Annotated in this window: 4 protein-coding genes; all 4 read left to right on the forward strand. The window is 70.7% G+C overall.

The annotated features are described in order from the left end of the window. Positions 1-123: 123 nt before the first annotated feature. The 4 genes from ACQPZF_RS38185 to ACQPZF_RS38200 all read left to right on the forward strand — a co-directional run bounded on the left by ACQPZF_RS38185 (position 124) and on the right by ACQPZF_RS38200 (position 17,925). Complete coding sequence (locus ACQPZF_RS38185) at positions 124-15,474, forward strand: toxin glutamine deamidase domain-containing protein (protein ID WP_433265522.1); 15,351 nt, start codon at positions 124-126, stop codon at positions 15,472-15,474. 27 nt (positions 15,475-15,501) lie between these two features. After that, on the forward strand, positions 15,502-16,761 hold the full coding sequence (locus tag ACQPZF_RS38190) for a YrhB domain-containing protein (RefSeq protein WP_433265524.1): 1,260 nt from the start codon (positions 15,502-15,504) through the stop codon (positions 16,759-16,761). 328 nt (positions 16,762-17,089) lie between these two features. Beyond that, the gene (sdhC, locus tag ACQPZF_RS38195) at positions 17,090-17,512 is read left to right on the forward strand and encodes a succinate dehydrogenase, cytochrome b556 subunit (RefSeq protein WP_433265526.1); all 423 of its coding nucleotides are present in this window, start codon (positions 17,090-17,092) and stop codon (positions 17,510-17,512) included. A gap of 2 nt (positions 17,513-17,514) precedes the next feature. Beyond that, the gene (locus tag ACQPZF_RS38200; RefSeq protein ID WP_433265528.1) at positions 17,515-17,925 is read left to right on the forward strand and encodes a succinate dehydrogenase hydrophobic membrane anchor subunit; all 411 of its coding nucleotides are present in this window, start codon (positions 17,515-17,517) and stop codon (positions 17,923-17,925) included. Positions 17,926-17,940 lie beyond the last annotated feature (15 nt).

Here is a 17,940-nt window from a genome sequence, read left to right on the forward strand (position 1 = left end):
GACCTGCCTCCCGGCGGGAAGACCGCGGTGGGCGGCGCGGCGCTGACTCCGCCTCCGACGGGTGCCACTCCTCCACCGGCCAAGGGCGGTGGCGCACCTCCGCCGGCCGGCGGCGTGCCGCCGATGGGTGGCGCGCCCGGTGCGCCCGGTGGCGCGGGAGCGTCGGAACGGTCGAGCAAGTACACCGGCGGACCGGGCAAGGGCACGTTCGACGCGCCCACCCCACCGCCGGGCAACGGCACCATCAGCAAGGCCCCGACCAGTTCCTCCTCCACCCCACCGCCGGCCCCGAAGCCGACGATCACGAGCACCGGCACACCCTCGACCCAGCCGAGCACGATCCCCCCGATGACTCCCGGTGGCACACCGGGCGCATCGGGCGGAGCGGGAGTCTCGGAGAAGTCGAGCAAGTACACCGGCGGACCGGGCAAGGGCACGTTCGACGCGCCCCCGCCCAAGGCCGGCGACGGCACGATCAGCAAAGCCCCGGCCTCATCTCCGTCCACCTCGACGATCGTCACCCCGCCGGTCGTCTCCCAGTCCAACAGCAGTCAGCCGCCCGCACCGAAGAAGAGCTCCGGCACACCACAACCCCCGTCGGCCCCCAAACCGAAGTCCTCCTTCAAGAACCCGTTCGCATCCAGCAGCAAGTCGAACGCCGGCAACAGCATGGAAATGCAGCCGGTGAACACCAACACAGACCAGAACCCGAATCCGAACCCCGACCAGAACCCGAATCCGAATCAGGGCCAAGACCAAAACCCAGACCAGAATCAGAACCCGAACCCGAACCCGAACCAGGAGAACCTGCCCGCGCCGACCAAGGTCCTGCCCTCCCAGAACCTCCCCGACTTCTTCCAGACCGGCCAGGCACTGGGCGCGATCGCGGTCACGAACGTCAACGGCGCGCCCGCCGTCACGACCGCCGTGACGAACCTGCTCCCGAACAACCCCAACGCCACCCCCGTCGGCGTGGACCAGATCGAATCGGCGCTCACCAACGACTTCGAGTCGTTCCTCGGCAAAGGCCGGAACTTCCCGCTCAGGGTCGGCAACAAGTGGTTCGAGGCGAACGTCCAAGCGCACCTCGACACCCCGCCCAGCGACGCCGACGCGATCAGCAGGCCCACCACCAAGACCAAGGTCGACTTCACCGCGAACAGCGGCGCGACGGCGAACACCACCACGTCCGTCGCCACCAGCGGCGAACTGGCGTTCTCCGCCACGGCCGGCCGGGGCGCCGGTCCGTACGTGACGGTGGGCGGCAAGGTCCCGCTCGCCCGGCCGGCCGCGTCGACCAGCGTGCAGACGTCCACAGTGGACCAGCGGGCGATCCGGTCCGGTGAGAACTCGACCATCGCCAAGATCCCGGTGACGTACACCGTCACCCTGACCGACGCGAACAACCAGCCGGTCGGCACGCCCACCACGGTCACGTCGCAGCCGGGCGCGGACGTCGACACCACGGTCCAGATCCCCAACGAGCTGGTCAGCCCGACCCCGCACGTTCCGATCAAGCCGGCCGTCGCCCCGAGCGCCGACTGGGGCGCCAAGGTCGAGCACGTGGCCCCGGAGGCGGTCACCGACGTCGACAACGACGTGTTCGACAAGGTCGCCGGCAAGCTCCACCCGTCGGTGACGAAGCTCGGCGCGCCGGGGCGGACCGCGTTGCAGGACTTCCTGAGCCCCACCACGATCCGCGACAACCTCGGCACGATGCTCAACGGCTGGGTCACCTCGCCGGAGCTGGCGAGCCCGAACTCCAGTTACGCGGGCGCGGTGCAGATGAAGGCGACCCTGACGGACGTCGAGCTGCTGGGCACCAACCCCGGCGCCCAGTTGCGCCTGCACGACATCGCGAACACCAGCACCGGGGTCAGCACCAACACCAAGAGCGGCTTCGACGTCACGGTCGGGGTCGGCGGCGGCGTCCAGGTCTCCGGAAAGCTCGGCGGCACGGGCGGTGTGGTCGGCGGTTTCTCGTCCAGGATCACCGAGACCTCGAACGTGGGCACGAACACCGGCAACCGGTCCGGCATCCAGGTGAAGAGCGACACCGGGCTGTACAAGGTGGGCGTGCAACTGGAGGTGCGGACCTCCAACGGCGCCAGCGTGCCCGTCTCCGCGACCACCTACATGCGCATCGGCCTGCCCGAAGCAGCCGCGCAGGGACTGCCGACACCGGACGACGGACCGACCACGCTGACCAAGCCGGGCACCGCGGACACCAAGTTCGAGGCGCCCTACCTGACCTCCGAGCTGGCGGCGGGCAACGTCAAGGTGGGCGAGTTCGCGCCCGCGAGCCAGGTACAGGCCGAGGTGGAGGCGGCGTTGCGGAAACTGCCCGGCTTCGAGAAGTTCCTGCCCGGCTGGGGCGACCCGAAGACGAACCCGACCGCCAACCCCGCCACCAACACCACGGCCAACCCCGCTACCAACCCCGCCACCAACACCACGGCCAACCCCGTCACCAACCCAGCGGCCGACGCCACCGTCAATCCGGCCGCGAACGCTGCCACCAACCCGACCGCAGCCCCGAAGGCCGATCCGCCCAAGGGCGGCAAGAACTTCGCCGATCTGGTCGAGCAGCTCAACAACCAGCGCAAGCTGAACACCGAGCTGTCGCCGACCGCGCTGAAGGCGAAGATGGACAGCCTGCTCGGCCCCGGCGTGAACGTGCAGCTCAAGCGACAAGGCCTGGCCACCAACGACTTCGTCAACATCAAGGTCACCGCGGAACTCTCCAACGTCAAGCACCTCGGCCAGGTCGACGCCCACAACGTGCGCAACTGGGGCGGCTCCGGTCCGAAGCTGGACAGCTCCACGACCGTCCAGAAGGGCGGGAACATCGGGCTGGAGGCGAAGGTCTCCGTCCCCACCACACCCGGCTCCACCGACCTCACCCCCACGCCCTCCGCCGGCGTGAAGTACAGCGACACCACGTCGGTCAAGACCACCGCGGGCCCGGCGGTGAACAGCTCCGGGCTCAACGTCGGCGCGTCCAACGCCCAGGTGTTCGAGCACGACGTGACGATCAAGGTCGAGATCACCGAGTTCAGCCGCAACCGGGCGTGGGTCAAGCGGATCACGCCGGGCTTGCCGGGCGCCCAGCCGCCGAAGCCGCAAGTGGTCGCGAAGACCGGTGGCGACGGGCCCAAGGTGGTCGACATCGGGGAGATCAACGGCAAGGTCAAGCTGTGGGCGTCGGACAGCTCGACGTTCGACACCGACCAGCAGGCGAACAAGCCCGGCACACCGGTCCCGACCCCGTTGGCCACCAAGACCGACATCAAGCAGATGCTCACCGGACCCCGGCCGCCCGCGCCGGAGATCCTGCACGTCGAGGCGGTGGCGAACACCGAAGCCGTGAAGCAGGCGGCGATCACCGCGCTGACCAACGCCGCCAACGGCGACTCCGCGCTGACCGTGCCGGGCACCGCGGCCCGCAACCAGATCGACAAGCTGTTCAGCCCGGAGGCCATGAAGGCCAACCTGACGAAGATGGCCGAGACCGGGGTGCAGGAAGGCGGCCTGAAGTACGGCCGCCGGTACCAGGACCGGATCGGCGCGATCGGCGCGAAGGTCGAGCTGAGCGGGGCCAAGCTCGTCTCCGTCTCGGACAAGACCGGCACCGAGACGACCACCAGCGGTGGGTTCAAGGCCAGTGACAGCACGGTCGACACGAAGGCGGTGGAGTTCGCGGCCGGGCTGAACCTGCCCGCGAAGCCGACCGCGAGCCCGACCGGCCAGGGCGCGGTGGGTGTCAACGCGAAGTGGACGCCGTGGTCGAAGTCGAGCAGCACCGGCGCCGAGGTCGGCGGCAACGTCGACCGGGTCAAGATCGTGCCGGCGTCCGGGCGGACCGTCTTGGTGCAGATGGACGCGAAGGTGACGGTCGTCGCCGAGAGCCGCGCGGGCAACACGGTGTCCAAGGGCAGGACCGACACGGACGGCATCGAGGTCGACCTGCCCGGTGGCGTGTTCGTGCGGGTCAGCGAGGACGTGGCGCGGGACCTCGGCGTGCTGGACCCGGAACCGGACCAGGCCGGCGGCGCCAACCCGGAGCAGAACACCCCCGAGCCGAACCCGGACCAGGCCACCACCGGCAACCCGGACGACATCACCGTCGACGCCGACAACACCACCGACAACGCCAACGACTTCGGCGAACTCGCGCCGCCGAAGTCGTTGCGCCCCGGCCGGCCGGGCTCACTCGGCCTGGGCATGATCGAGAAGCTGCCGCACGACCTGCCCAAGCTGGTCGACGACCTGGCCGCGGACCTGAAGAAGAACGGCACGGACCTCATCCCGCCGTCCGTGCTGGACGACTCGATGAACAACTTCCAGCGGCTGGTCGACCTGACCTCGCCGACCAGCGTCAAGGCGCTCATGGACAGCGCGCTGGACGGCGGCGTGCCGCTGCTGGTGCACAAGCCCGGCACGTTCGGCAAGGACACCTACCAGGTCACGCTGAAGGCGGTGACCGGCGACCCGAAGTTCACCGGCATGGCGAACGACGGCGTGGACGTCGAGCACATCATCGCCGGCAGCACGAAGACCACCGTCGGCCAGGGCAAGGGGACCGCCTGGGGCGTCGGCCTCAAGGTGCCCGGCGCGGGCCTGCCGAGCAGCACGCTGCCGAACCAGTCCGGCTCGGCGGGCGCGTCGGTGGCGGTGAACCACAGCCAGGCCAGGAACAGCGCGGTCACCGACGCCACCACGACCCAGGTCGGCCACAAGCGGGTCGCCGGCGGGCCGGTCGCCAAGTTCGACGTGCCGGTCACCTTCGAACTGGTGGTGGAGAAGGGGAACCAGTCGGTCGGGACGGCCAAGACGCCGACGCTGGACATGGGCGTGCGGCTGCACGCGGACAACCAGAAGATCGCCGTCGAGCCTCCGACTCCCAACACCACCGCGAACGACGGCACCGCACCGAACCCCACCACCACGCCGGTCAGCCCCCCACTGCCGCCGAGCGCGACCCCGAACGCCGACGCCAAGGCATGGCAGACGGATGGTGCGGCGAAGCCCCTGCCGCCGTCCGCGTCGGTGGAGACCCTGCGCGGTGCGAAGGACCTCCGTGCCGCGGCCGTCGAGGCGTTGCAGAAGGCGGGCGCGAAGCCCGGCCTCACCGACAAGGGCACCGGCTCGCTGAACTCGCTGTACTCCGCGCTCAGCTCGGAGAACCTCCAGCCGCAGCTACCGGGGATGCTCACCGGGCCGCTGACCGTGCCCGGCATGCACGAGGCGGCGCTGACCTTCAGCCAGCACGCGGACGTCAAGGTCTACGCCAAGATGGTCAACCCGACGCTCGCCGGGCTGAGCGACGGCGTCAAGCTGGAGAACCCGCGGACGACGGTCAAGACGACCTCCAGCGAAGCCAAGAAGACCGAGATCAACGACGTGGTCGTGGGCGGCCCGACCGGCGGTCTGACGACCAAGGCCAACGAGGGAGCCCTGTTCAGCAGCCCCGGCCTGGAGTTCAAGCACGCGGGCGAGGTGTCGGATGCCCAGGTCGGCGGGGCGTCGAACAACAAGATCAACGACCTCAAGCGGGAAGGCCGCACCGGTCTGGTCGAGTTCGACGTCGAGTACCGGATCGTCGCGGACCTGGGCAAGGGCAGGACCGGTGTGGTCGAGCTGACGGTGCCGGGCTCGGCGCAGGTCCGGATGCCCGCGCTGGAGGCGCAGACCCTGCTGGACAAGCAGCTCGCCGACCTCGACCCGTTCCAGGACGCCGTGAAGAAGGCCGGCGCCGACTGGCGCGCCGCGGAAGTCGCGGTCGAGAAGGCCCAGCACGCGGTGGACGACCTCGAACTGAAGATCAAAGCCGGCTCGACCGCGATCAAGGGCGCGGAGGCCGCGGTCAACGACGCCAGGACCAAGTACGACGCCGAGGCCGCGAAACTGCCCCCGCTCGAAACCGCGGCAGGCAAAGCGGAAACGGACCTCGACACCGCGCACGAGGTGCGCGACACGCGGGGCGGGGAACTCGACGCCGCCGGGAACAACCTGGAGACGGCGAACACCGCGCTCGCCGACGCGAAGGCGGAGATCGGGGAGAAGACCGCCGCGCTCGCCGAGCTGAACATCGAGATCGACACCGCGGCGAAGGACGTGAAGACCGCCGACGGCGCCGTGAAGGCGGCCGAGCAGGCGCTGACCGACCACCAGACCAACCGCCCCGCGCCGCCGGAGGGCCAGGCCCCCGCACCGGATCCGGTGGAGACCGACCTCGCCGATCAGGTCGTGGACGCGAAGGCCGACCTGGCGGCGAAGCAGGAAGCGTTGCAGGACTTGCAGGACAAGTCCACCGCGGCCAACCAGGAACTCGACGGCAGGAAGGCCGGGCTGCCCGCGCTCGAACAGCAGGTCAAGGATGCGGACGCCGCCCTCAAGGAGGCGCAGAAGCTCTTCGAGGCCGCCGAGAAAGACGTCCAGGCCAAGAACGACGCCGCCGAGGCGGCGAACAAGAAACTGGACGACGCCAAGGAGATCGCCGACGCGGCCGAGGCGAAACTGGACGAGGCCCAGGACAAGCTCGATGCCGCGCGGGACGCCAAGGACGCCCTCGTCCAGCAGCGGCCGGGGCTGAAGGAGACCCTGGAGAACCGGCGCAACGACGTCCCGCCCCAGCAGCAGAAGTGGTGGGACGCCAAGAAGGCGCTCGACCAGCAACTCGACGCCTTCAACAGCCCTCCGCCGGACGAGCAGGCACAGAACACGCCGGAAGGCCAAGACCCGCAGAACCAGCAGCCGGTCCAGCAGAATGCGGAAGCCTCTTCCAGCAAGACAGCTCAGCCGACCCCGCCGACCGCGCCACCCACCGGCACGCCGACCAGCCGCTCGATCCCGTCGACCCCGGCAACTCCCACCCCATCGTCCGCCCCCGACCCGAGGCGCGGCCCCACACCGGAGAAGTCCTTCGACTTCGCCCCCGGCACGGACACCCTCACCGACACCCAGGCCGCCGACCTCCAGACCCTCGCCACCGACCTGGCCGAGGCGAACGCCAAGCGCGACCGGCTCGGCTACCTGCCGCCGACCGTCGAAGTCTCCGGCGCGAACGCCCGGACCATCGCGAACACGCTGGCCGACCAGGGCATCGACGCCAAGGTGACCCCCGGCCGGGACAACGGCGCGGACGTCAAGGTCGACTGGGACCTCAAGCGCCCCGCCGACTACGTCCCCCCGGCCGCCCCGGTCGGCACGAAGGTCACCGACACCGTCATCACGTCCCCCGCCCCGCAAGGCCCGCACCCGATCCTGGACGACCTCGGCTGGAAGCACAGCACCGCGGCGAACGCGCCGTGGTTCGACGTGGACAACCCGGCCTCCGCCCAGGACATCGCCGACGTCCGCGCCAACACGCCGGTCACCAGCACCGTCCGGGGCGAGGACGGCGGTGTGCTGTCGAATTCCACGATCACCGCGGACGGCGTGAACCTGGAGGCGTGGCGCGGCCCGATCGCCTACGACGTCCGCAACCTCGACGTGAACGGCGCGAAGGTCACGGACTTCACGGTCAGGCTGCACCTGGACCCGAAGGGCAACGCGAACCCGCAGCAGATCACCGACCTGGAGGAGCGGGCCAAGGCGGGCGTCGACGCGTTCTTCAACCAGGGCAACAAACTGCCCACCGGAGCGCAGTTCAACGTCACGGTCGAGTTCACCGACAACGCCGCCGACGCGCACAGCACCATCGAGATCGGCGACCCGGACGGCCGCGCCAACCAGTTGACCTGGCCGGTGGACACCGACCCGCGCCGGCTCGCCCATGAGGTCGGCCACTTCCTCGGCCTGCACGACGAGTACTTCGAGACCGACGACGTCAAGCCGATCTTCCAGCACAAGGACGGCCAGGGCAGGGTCGTCGACGACAACGGGCCGATGACCGACGGCATCGACGCCGACGACGCCGCGCTCAAGCCGCGCAACCTGGTGCTGATCGAGAACCGGCTGAACGCGCTGGAATCCGTCGCGCCGCAGCCGACGCTGTCCACTGTGGACACGACAGTCCAACCGCCGAACGCGCCGAGCTTCTTCAAGCGCACGCCGCCCCCGGCCACTCCCGCACCCCCGCTGCCGGTCACCGGCCCGCTCCCGCCGGTGCTGCCGAACACGCCCATGCCGGCGTTCTTCCAGAGCAACCAGGCGCTGGGCACCATCGCGACCAACGGCGTGCAGGGCGTCGACCAGGTCACCGGGACGATCACCACCCTGCTCCCGACGGTCGACGGCGTGACGCCGGAGGGCGTCGACCACATCGGCCGGGAGCTGGACGCGAACTTCGAGTCCTTCCTCGGCAACGGCCGCACGTTCCAGATCAAGATCGGCAAGGACTGGTTCGACGCCAACGTCAAGGCGGTGCTCAACCCGGTCACCGGCAACGGCACGGCGTCGCCCGCGAAGGTCGACAGCCGGGTGGACAGCGGCACGACCACGTCCACCACCACCAACCTGAGCACCGGCAACGACCTGTCGCTCACCGCGACCGCCGGCCAGGGCGTGGGCGCGTACGGGACGCTGGGCGTGAAGACCACGCTCTCCACCCCGGTCACCACCTCCACCACGACCTCCTCCACAGTGGACGATCGCGAGGTGCGCGGCGGTGACCCGTCGACCAAGTACGACGTCCCGGTCAGCTACACGATCAGCCTCACCAACGCGCAGGACGTCACCATCGCCAACACGGTGGTCCAAGGCGACGCGGCGAACCCGACCACGGTGGCCCTCCAGGTCCCGGACGACCTGCGCAACCTCGCGAACACCGACAACGACTTCGGCACGAAGCCCGTGGACGACGTCACGTGGAGCGCCGAGGTCGAGCACCTCGTGCCGGAGGCGATCACGGACCTCGATGCCGACCAGGCGTTCAAGGACGTCGCGGCGAACCTGCACCCCTCGGTGGTCAAGCCGGGCGCGGACGGCCGCACGGTGCTGCGGGACTTCCTCAGCGCCACGAACATCCGCGACAACCTGCACGTGATGCTCAACGGCTGGGTCACCTCGCCCAACCTGACCAGCCCGAACGCGAGCTACGGCGCGGCCGTGCAGATGAAGGCCACCCTGGTCGGCGCGGAACTCGTCGGCACGCACGGCGGCGCGCAGTTCCGCATGCACGACACCGCGACCACCACCACCGGCGTCACCGCGTCCACCAGCGCGGGCGTCGAGGTGAACGCGGCGGTCGGCGGTGGTGTCGGCACGCCCGGCGTGCACATCGGCTCGGGCGGCATCACCGGTTCGGTGTCCGCGAAGACCACGGAGTCCTCGTCGGCCGGCGCCACCGCGGTCAACCGCGCGGGCATCCAGGTCGGCGGCCAGACCGGCATGTACAAGGTGACCGTCAACATCGACGTGCGCACCCCCAACGGCCCGCCGGTGACCGTGCCCGCCACCGGCTACGTGCGACTGGGTCTGCCGGAAGCCGCCGCGCACCGGCTGCCCGTGCCGCCCGGCACGCAGGCCGGCATCACCAAGCCGGGCACCGCCGACACCCGGTTCGAGCCGCCCTACCTCGCCGCCGGACTGGCCGCGGGCAACATCCGGGTGGGCGAGTTCACCACGACCGACACCGACGTGCGGTCCGAGGTGGAGACCGCGCTCAAGGGCCTGGACGGGTTCGCCGGCTTTCTGCCGACGTGGAACCGGGACACCGACCCGCGGGCGGACGGCAAGAACTTCGCCGACGTGGCCGAGCAGCTCGCCAACCAGCGCAAGCTGGACGCCGAGCTGTCACCGACCGCACTCAAGTCCACAATGGACAGCCTGCTCGGGCCGGGTGTGCAGGTGCAGCTCAAGCGGCAGGGCGTGACCACGAACGACTTCGTGAACGTCACGGTGAAGGCCAAGCTGAGCGCCCCGAAGCACCTCGGCGAGGCCGACGCGCGCAATGTGCGCGGCCTGAACTCGGCCGCGCCGAAGCTGGACAGCGCCACCACCACGGCGAAGGGCTGGAGCGTCGGCGTCGAAGCCCGCGGCGGGGCGAACGTCAAGCCCGGAGGCGCGAGCCTGGCCCCGACCGCGACCGCGGCGGTGAAGCAGAGCAGCACCACGTCGACCAAGACGACCGCCGGTCCGACCGTGAACGACGTGGCGCTCAACGTCGGCGACGCGAAGGCGCAGGTCTTCGCGCACGACGTCGAGTTCGAGATCGAGATCACCGAGTTCAGCCGCAACCGGTCGTGGGTCAAGCGGATCACGCCGGGCTCGCCGTTCCTGAAGGTGCCGGACGGCAGGACCGTCGTGCGGACGCCGGACCCGGCCCGCCCGGTCGACCCCACCGCCCGGAACAACCCGAAGATCATCGACAAGGTGCAGGGCAAGGTCCACCTGTGGGTGCCCGACGGCTCGGCGCTCAAGACGAATCCCGCCGACCTCGCGCCGAAGCCCCCGGTGGTCACCCCGCTCCCGGCCGACACCACGATCACCTCGCTGCTCAAACCCGGCGAGACCCGCCCGCCGCGCGACGAGTGGCTGCACGTCGAAGCGGTGGCGAACGCGGACGCGTTGCGGGACAACGCGATCAAGCTGCTCGACGCGGCGGCCGGGCCGGACACCTCGCTGACCGTCCCCGGCACGGTGGCGCGCAACCAGATCGACAAGATGTTCAGCCCGGAGAACCTCAAGGCCAACCTGCGCCGGATGGCCGAGACCGGGGTCGTGGAGGACAGCCTCCGGTTCGACCGCCGGGTCACCGACCGGACCGGCGCGCTGGGCATGTCGGTCACCTTCGGCAACGCCAAGCTGGTGTCCATTTCGGACACCACACCGACCGAGGTGTGGACCGGCGGCGGGTTCAAGGCGGGCGAGAGCACCGCAAAGAGCAAGTCCGGGGAGGGCACGGTCGGCGTCGCGTTCGGCGGCAAGCCGGGCGACACCACCCCGCAGGGCGGCGGCACGTTCAACGCGAGCGCCAAGTGGACGCCGTGGTCCAGGACCGAGACGACCGCCAAGGAGGTCGGCGGCAACGTCGACCGCAAACTGGTCCGCCCGCCCGGCGAGCGCACCGTGCTGGTGCAGTTGGACGCCGACTTCAAGATCGTCGGCGAGAGCCGGGCGGGCAACGCGGTGCACGCCGGCACGACCCAGGCCAAGGCCGCGACCGTGACGCTGCCCGGCGGCGTGTTCGTGCGGGTCAGCGAGCAGGTCGCGCGCGACATGGACCTGCTGCCGGACGTGCCGCCGCACGACCCGCCCGAGTTCGGCGACATGCGCGGACCCAAGCGGCTCGCGCCGAACCAGCCGTCGTCGCTGGGGCTCAGCCTGGTGGACGACGTGCCCGACATGTCGAAGGTGGTCTCCGACCTCACCGCGGCCGTCAACCAGCAGACGCAGGGCAGGATCGGTTCCGGGCTCATCCCGGACTCGGTGCTGGACGACTCCATGCGCAACCTCCGGCGCTTGGTCGACTTCACCTCGCCGACCAGCGTCAAGGGCCTCATCGACAGCGCGCTGGACGGCGGGGTGCCGCTGCTGCTGCACAAGCCGGGCACGGTGATCGGCAAGGACACCTACCAAGTCACCCTGAAGGCGAAGACCGACGCGCCGAAGTTTCTGGAGGCCGTCAACGACGGCTACGACATCGAGCACATCACGGCCGGCACGAAGAAGGACTCCGACGGGCTCACAAAGGGCACGTCGTGGGGTCTCAACGCCAAGGCCGCCGGGCTGCACCTGCCGGACGTGCGCAACGGCATGTCGCCGTCGGTCGGCGGCGCGGTCGGCGCGGGCCTGGGCTGGTCGCAGAGCAAGACCACCACCGACACCACCACCGAGCAGTCCGGCCACAAGCACACCGCCACCGGACCGGCCGTGCGCTACCAGGTGCCCGTCGCGTTCGAACTGGTGGTGCACAAGGGAGACCAGGAGATCGGGCGGGCCACCAGCGACCAGGCCCCGATGACCGTCCGGCTGCACGCCGACAACGTGCGGGTGGACGCGCCGACCGTGCCGGACAGCAGCCGCCCGTACGGGGCGGAGGCCACCAGCCGGCCGGACTCCCAGCGGAACCCCGCCAACATGGCCGCGTGGCAGCAGGCCGGCACGCCGGTCACACCGCCGCCGGGTTCGTCCGTGGAAGGCATGCGCGGCGCGCAGGACATCCGGCTCGCGGCCATCGCGGCGCTCGAAAAGGCGGGTGCCGGCAAGGGCATCACCGGCAGGGGCACCGGCTCGCTCAACGCCCTGCTGGCGACGCTCAGCTCGGAGACCCTCCAATCGACCCTGCCCGGCATGACCGCCGGGCCGCTGGACGTGCCCGGCCTGCACGAGTCGACGCTGCTCAAGGCGCAGCACGCGAACCTCAAGGTGTACGCGAAGCTGGTCAACCCCAAGCTCGACTCGCTCAGCGACGGCGTGAAGCTGGAGAACCCGTCCGCCACCACGCACGCCACCACGTCGGAGGTCAAGCACGCGCAGTCCGGGGACGTCACGGTGGGCGTGCCCGCCGGCGGGCTCGGCAAGAAGACCGAGGACGCGCAGGGCAACCCGGACCTGCCGAAGTCGGTCAACTTCTCCGGCACCGGCGTGGAGTTCAAGCATTCCGGCGAGGACGCCACCACCGACGCCGGCGGCCCGACCGGCGGCACGGCGCAGAACCTCAAGCCGGCCGGCCGCACCGGCCTGGTCGAGTTCGACGTCGAGTACCGGTTCGTCGCGGAGGTCGGCGGCAGGGTCGGCGTCTACGACCTGACCGTCCCCGGCTCGGCGGACCTGCGGATGCCCTTGGCCGACGTGGAGGCCGTCCTGGGCCGTCCCATCGACCCCGGCCTGGCCGCCGCGCAGAACGCCGTGCGCGACACCGCGAAGACCTGGCGGACCGCGCAGGCCGCCGTCGACGCCACCCGCCACCGGACCCAGGACCTGCTCACCGAGCGGGTGGAGGCGGACACCGCAGCCGCCAACCTCAGGACCGTGCTGGACAACCGGCTGGCGACGGTCGAGACGACGTTCGAGGTGGTCGGCGAGCGGGACACGGCCGTCAACACCGCCCGCGACGAGCGCGACACGGCGAACTCCGCGGTCGAAGACCTGGAGACGACGGCCGGCGCGCTGGACCGCGCGTCCCGGCGGGCCGACATCGCGCTGCGCGACGCGGACGAGAGGGTGCGGTTCGAGGGCGAGACGGTGCAGGCACTGGAACTCCGGGCCGAGAGCGTCGACAACCTGCTCGGCGAAGCGGAGAAGTCGCTGCACGCCGCGACCACCGCGCTGGCGGACTTCAACGCGACCAACCCACCCCCCGGCGACCCGACCCGCACGGGCCTGGCGGACGGCGTCGAGGCCGCCACCGGGACGCGGGACGGGTGGCGGACCGAGCAGGCGAAGGTCGCGGACGAGCTGGCGGAGGCGCGGGAGAAGCACGACGCGGCCGTTGAGCAGCAGACGATCGCCGCGCAGAACGTCCGGGAGACCACGAACGCGGTAGTGCGGGCCAAGACGGATCTGGAGACCGCCGAACGGACCGCCGAGGCGGCGCAGTGGAAACTGGACGAGGCCGCGCAGCAGGCCCGCGCCGCCCGCGACGTCGCCCGGAAGGCCGATCAGGCGCGGATCGAGGCGGAGCGGGCCCACCAGCAGGCGGAGCGGAAGGTCGCCGAGCTGGACGTCGAGATCACGGCGGCGCAGGCGGAGCTGGCGCAGCGGCGGGCGGCGGCGGACGCCGAACAGGCCAGGTGGTGGGCCGCGAAGACCGCGGCAGACCGCCAGGTCGGCACGTTCAACACCCCGCCACCTCCCACGCCGCCTTCGCCGACACCCTCGCCGTCCCCCACCGTGACACCGGCGCCAACCCTCACCGTGACACCCCCGCCAACCCTCACCGTGACACCCCCGCCGTCCCTCACCGTGACGCCGGCGCCAACCCTCACCGTGACACCGGCGGAGGCATCGACCTCGAAGGCGTTCAAGGCCCCGACGACCATTTCCTCCCAGACCTTCGGCGGCCCGACGGCCACCCTGACCCGTGGCTTCGGAGCCCCGGTCGACGGCACGGCCGCCATCGCCACCCCGGCCCGAACGCCGGACTCCGCCCCATCCCCCGCCGAGCGCAAAGCCCAGCGGGACAAGGCTGTCGCCGACCTCGCGGCCAAGCAGGCGGCCGAGCGGACCGCCGAGAGCAACGCCGTGGCAGCCCGGCAGGCGGCCGAGAAACGGCAGGCGTCCAACGATCTGACCACCAAGCAACAGGCCGAGTACCACACCGCGAGCACCGCCCTGGCCGCGAAGCTCGACGCCGAACGCCTCCAGGCCGAAGCTGACCTGGCCGCCAAGCAGCAGGCGGACCGCACCACCGCCGGCAACGAGCTGGCGGACCGGCTCCGCGCCGAGCACCAGCGCGTCACCCAGGAGCTGGCCGAAAACCAGTTGGCGCGGCAGCAGCAGGTCGTCAGCCAGGTGGTCCGGAACCAGGAGCTGGAGCAGCAGCAGTACGCGGCGCAGCTCCGGGCGCACCTGGCCCAGGCACCGGGCTCGTTCGACCCGAACCAGCTCTGGCAGCGGCTGCTGACCAACCAGGAGAACACCCGCCAAAACGTCGAGCAACAGATCATCGGCCAACAGAAGGTCGAACGCCAGAACATCGAGCAACAGCTCAACACCAGGCTGGAACAGGAACGCCGACAGGCCGAACTGCGGTTCGACCACCACCAGCTCGCCGAGCGCCACCAAGCCGCCCGGCAGCTCAAGGCCCGGCAGGACCTCGAACGGCAGAAGGCCGAACAGGACCTCAAAGCCCGGCAGCAGCTCGAACGGGAACAGGTCGAGAAGCAGCTCGACGCCCACAAGCTGGCCGAGCGGGAGCTGATCGAGCAGCGGCTGAACGCCCGGCAGGACGCCGAGCACCAGGCCGAGCTGCGGAAGTGGCTGCCCGCCGACACCAAGCACTTCGACGCCTTCGCCGACGACGCGGCGGCCGGGAAGTGGGCGGACGACAACTACCCCGGCCTGGCCCAGGTCAACCGGGCGCGGTTCGCGGCGAGCGCGCCCGGCCACGACGTCAACTGCACGAACTGCGTCATCGCGACCCACGAGACGCTGCACGGCCGACCGGTCGCCGCGCCGCCGCTGCCCGCTCCGGCGCAGGGCAGCTACCTGGAGAACCACTTCGGCACGACCTTCCGGCCCGCCGCGAACTACCACGAGGTCGTGGACCACCTCACCGCGAAACCGGGCGCGCACGTCAGCGTGGGCATCACCCGCAGCGACGGCACGGGCCACGTGTTCAACGGGTGGCACGACGGGCAGAACGTGACCTTCTACGACTCCCAGAACAACCGCCCGGCCCGGCTGGAACGCGACGCGGTCCGCATCCAGTTCATCCCGCTGCCCGACCTGCCGACGACCCGGCCACCCCTGACCGCCCAGCCACTCACGACCACCCAGCCACCCACGACCAGTTGGCCGGCCGAGAGCAACCAGCCGGTCCCGACCGCGAGTTCGGCCCAGCCACCGCCGTCAACGGTCCCGTAGCCCGACCGACCAACCGATGAGGTACGCGTGACACCACCACGGACCACCGCCGAACAGTGGCTCGACCGGGTCTACGGCGGCGCGGTCGAGCCGACCCGGTACGCGCTGCTGGAGACCGCGCGGGTCGCGGTGTTCGGCTGCCGGTTCCGCGACGAGACCCGGCCCATGCTGGCCGGCGCGCTCGCCGTGCCGGTGAACGGGGACGCGCCGTTCCCGCTACCCAACGACCGCCCGTTCGCCGACCTCGGCGTCGGCGAGGACGACCCCGGCGACTGGCGGGCCCCCGCCGAACGGGACTGGCGGTGGCGGCTCAACGCCCGCAACTGCGTCGTCACGGTCGACGCGGTGGTGGACCGCTCGCCCGCCTCCGCGCTGCCGTGGCAGCCCGACGACGAACGTCCGGGCTGGTGGGACCGCCTGCGTGGGAACCACTTCCCGGACGCGGAGACCTCGGACTGCGCCGACTGGGACGAGGTGCTGGCCGCCGTCCGCGCGGGCGGCCCGGACACCAGGGGCGTGGTCTGGGTGCGGCGGCAGCTCGCCGGCGTCGAGATCACCGGCCACCTCCTCTACGCGCACCACACGGGTACCGACGTGGCGGTCCTGGACGGCCTGCGCGGCGGCCCGGCCGACCTGGAGACCGCGACGGTCGGCCGGCTCGTGCTGGCGAGGTTCCACCGCACCCGCCCGGACGCCGACCCGGACCTGGGATCGGCGGTCCGCCGGGCCGAGGCCTGGCTCGCCGACGCGTACGGCGACCAGGTGGCGCTGGTCGACCCGTCACCGGCCGACGAACTGGACCGGGGCTGGCTGTTCGCCTGCGCGACCCGCGCCTACCTGGCATCCGGCGACTTCCGCGACCAGCTCCTCGACGCGGCGCTGGTGGTGCCGAAGAACCCGCACCACGAGCCGTTCGGCCTGCCCAACGCCGACCCGTGGCGGTGGCTGGAACGCTGGGACGCAGGCGACCCCGGCCTGCCGCCCACGCCACACCCCGGCCCGGCCGCCTGGTTCACGCCCACCCTCAGCCGGCTGGGCGAGGTCACGGGCACCAGCACGCACACCCGGTGGAGTGAGGTTTTCGACGAGTTCACCACCCGCCCGACCGGCTCGACGGCCCTCGTCTGGATCCGCCGACTCGACCGACGGGGCCGCGAGACCGTAGGCCTGGTGATCAACGCCCAACGCGTGGAAGGCGGCCTCCAACTCGCCGACGGCACCCGCCCCACCCCTCTACAGCTAACCGACGAGGGCGTGCTGAACCTCCACGTGATCCACTACCGCTGATCGCAACATCCCATGTGGACAGCGACACAAATCGGGTAACCCACGTCTCAGGTGAATTGATCCAGACCCCAAACCGCGAGGTCGCGTCGGGAGGTCGCGACTCATTTCCGGCAATCACGCTCTTCGATTGCCGGAAATCAGGCGCGACCTGCCGACTCCCCGGCGACCGAGCCCGCCCCGACGAAGGAGGGGCAATCCAACACTGTTCTATGGCTCACAGACGGCGGCGGCCGTTGGGTCGCGCGGAGCACGCGGGTCTAGCATCCGAGGGTCAAGGTCCCCTTAGCACGGGAGACCAGTCCACCACTGACGCTGGAGGCCGTTGCGCATGGCCGGCACCACCGCAACCGAGCGGTCGGGCACCTCCCGAGGAGGCGGCACGCTCTACCGTGGCGATCTGGGCATGTGGTCCTGGGTCGCCCACCGCATCACCGGTGTGTTGACGTTCTTCTTCCTGTTCGCGCACGTCCTGGACACCGCACTGGTGCGGGTGTCGCCGGACGCGTACGACAAGGTCATCGAGACCTACAAGAACCCGATCGTCAACCTGTTCGAGGTCGGCCTCGTCGGCGCGGTGCTCTACCACGCGCTCAACGGCATCCGGGTGATGCTCGTCGACTTCTGGGCCAAGGGCCCGAAGTACCAGCGGCAGATGCTCTGGGCGATCCTCGCCGTCTGGCTGCTCGTGATGATCCCGGGCGCCTACTTCATGATGGTCCGCACGGTGTCCGAGATGTTCGGGGGTCACTGACCATGAGCGACCTCGTCCTCGACAAGCCGCGCTCCCCGCGCCGCCCCGCCGCCCGCCGCAGCAACGGCGAGCTGTATAGCTGGCTGTTCATGCGCATCTCCGGCGTGGCGCTGGTGGTGCTGGTGCTGGGCCACCTGTTCATCATGAACATCCTCGACGGCGGTGTGCACCGCATCAACTTCGGTTTCGTGGCGGGCCGCTGGGCCTCGCCGTTCTGGCAGTTCTGGGACCTGGCGATGCTGTGGCTGGCGCAGATCCACGGCGGCAACGGCCTGCGCACCGTCATCAACGACTACGCCCGCAAGGACGCCACCCGGTTCTGGCTCAAGGTGCTGCTCTACGCGTCGATGGTGCTGATCATCTCCCTCGGCACGTACGTGATCTTCACCTTCGACCCGAACATCACCGACTGATCGCCGCGGGGAGTA

This window comes from Actinosynnema sp. CS-041913, from assembly GCF_050942485.1.
In the GTDB taxonomy this organism is placed as follows: domain Bacteria; phylum Actinomycetota; class Actinomycetes; order Mycobacteriales; family Pseudonocardiaceae; genus Actinosynnema.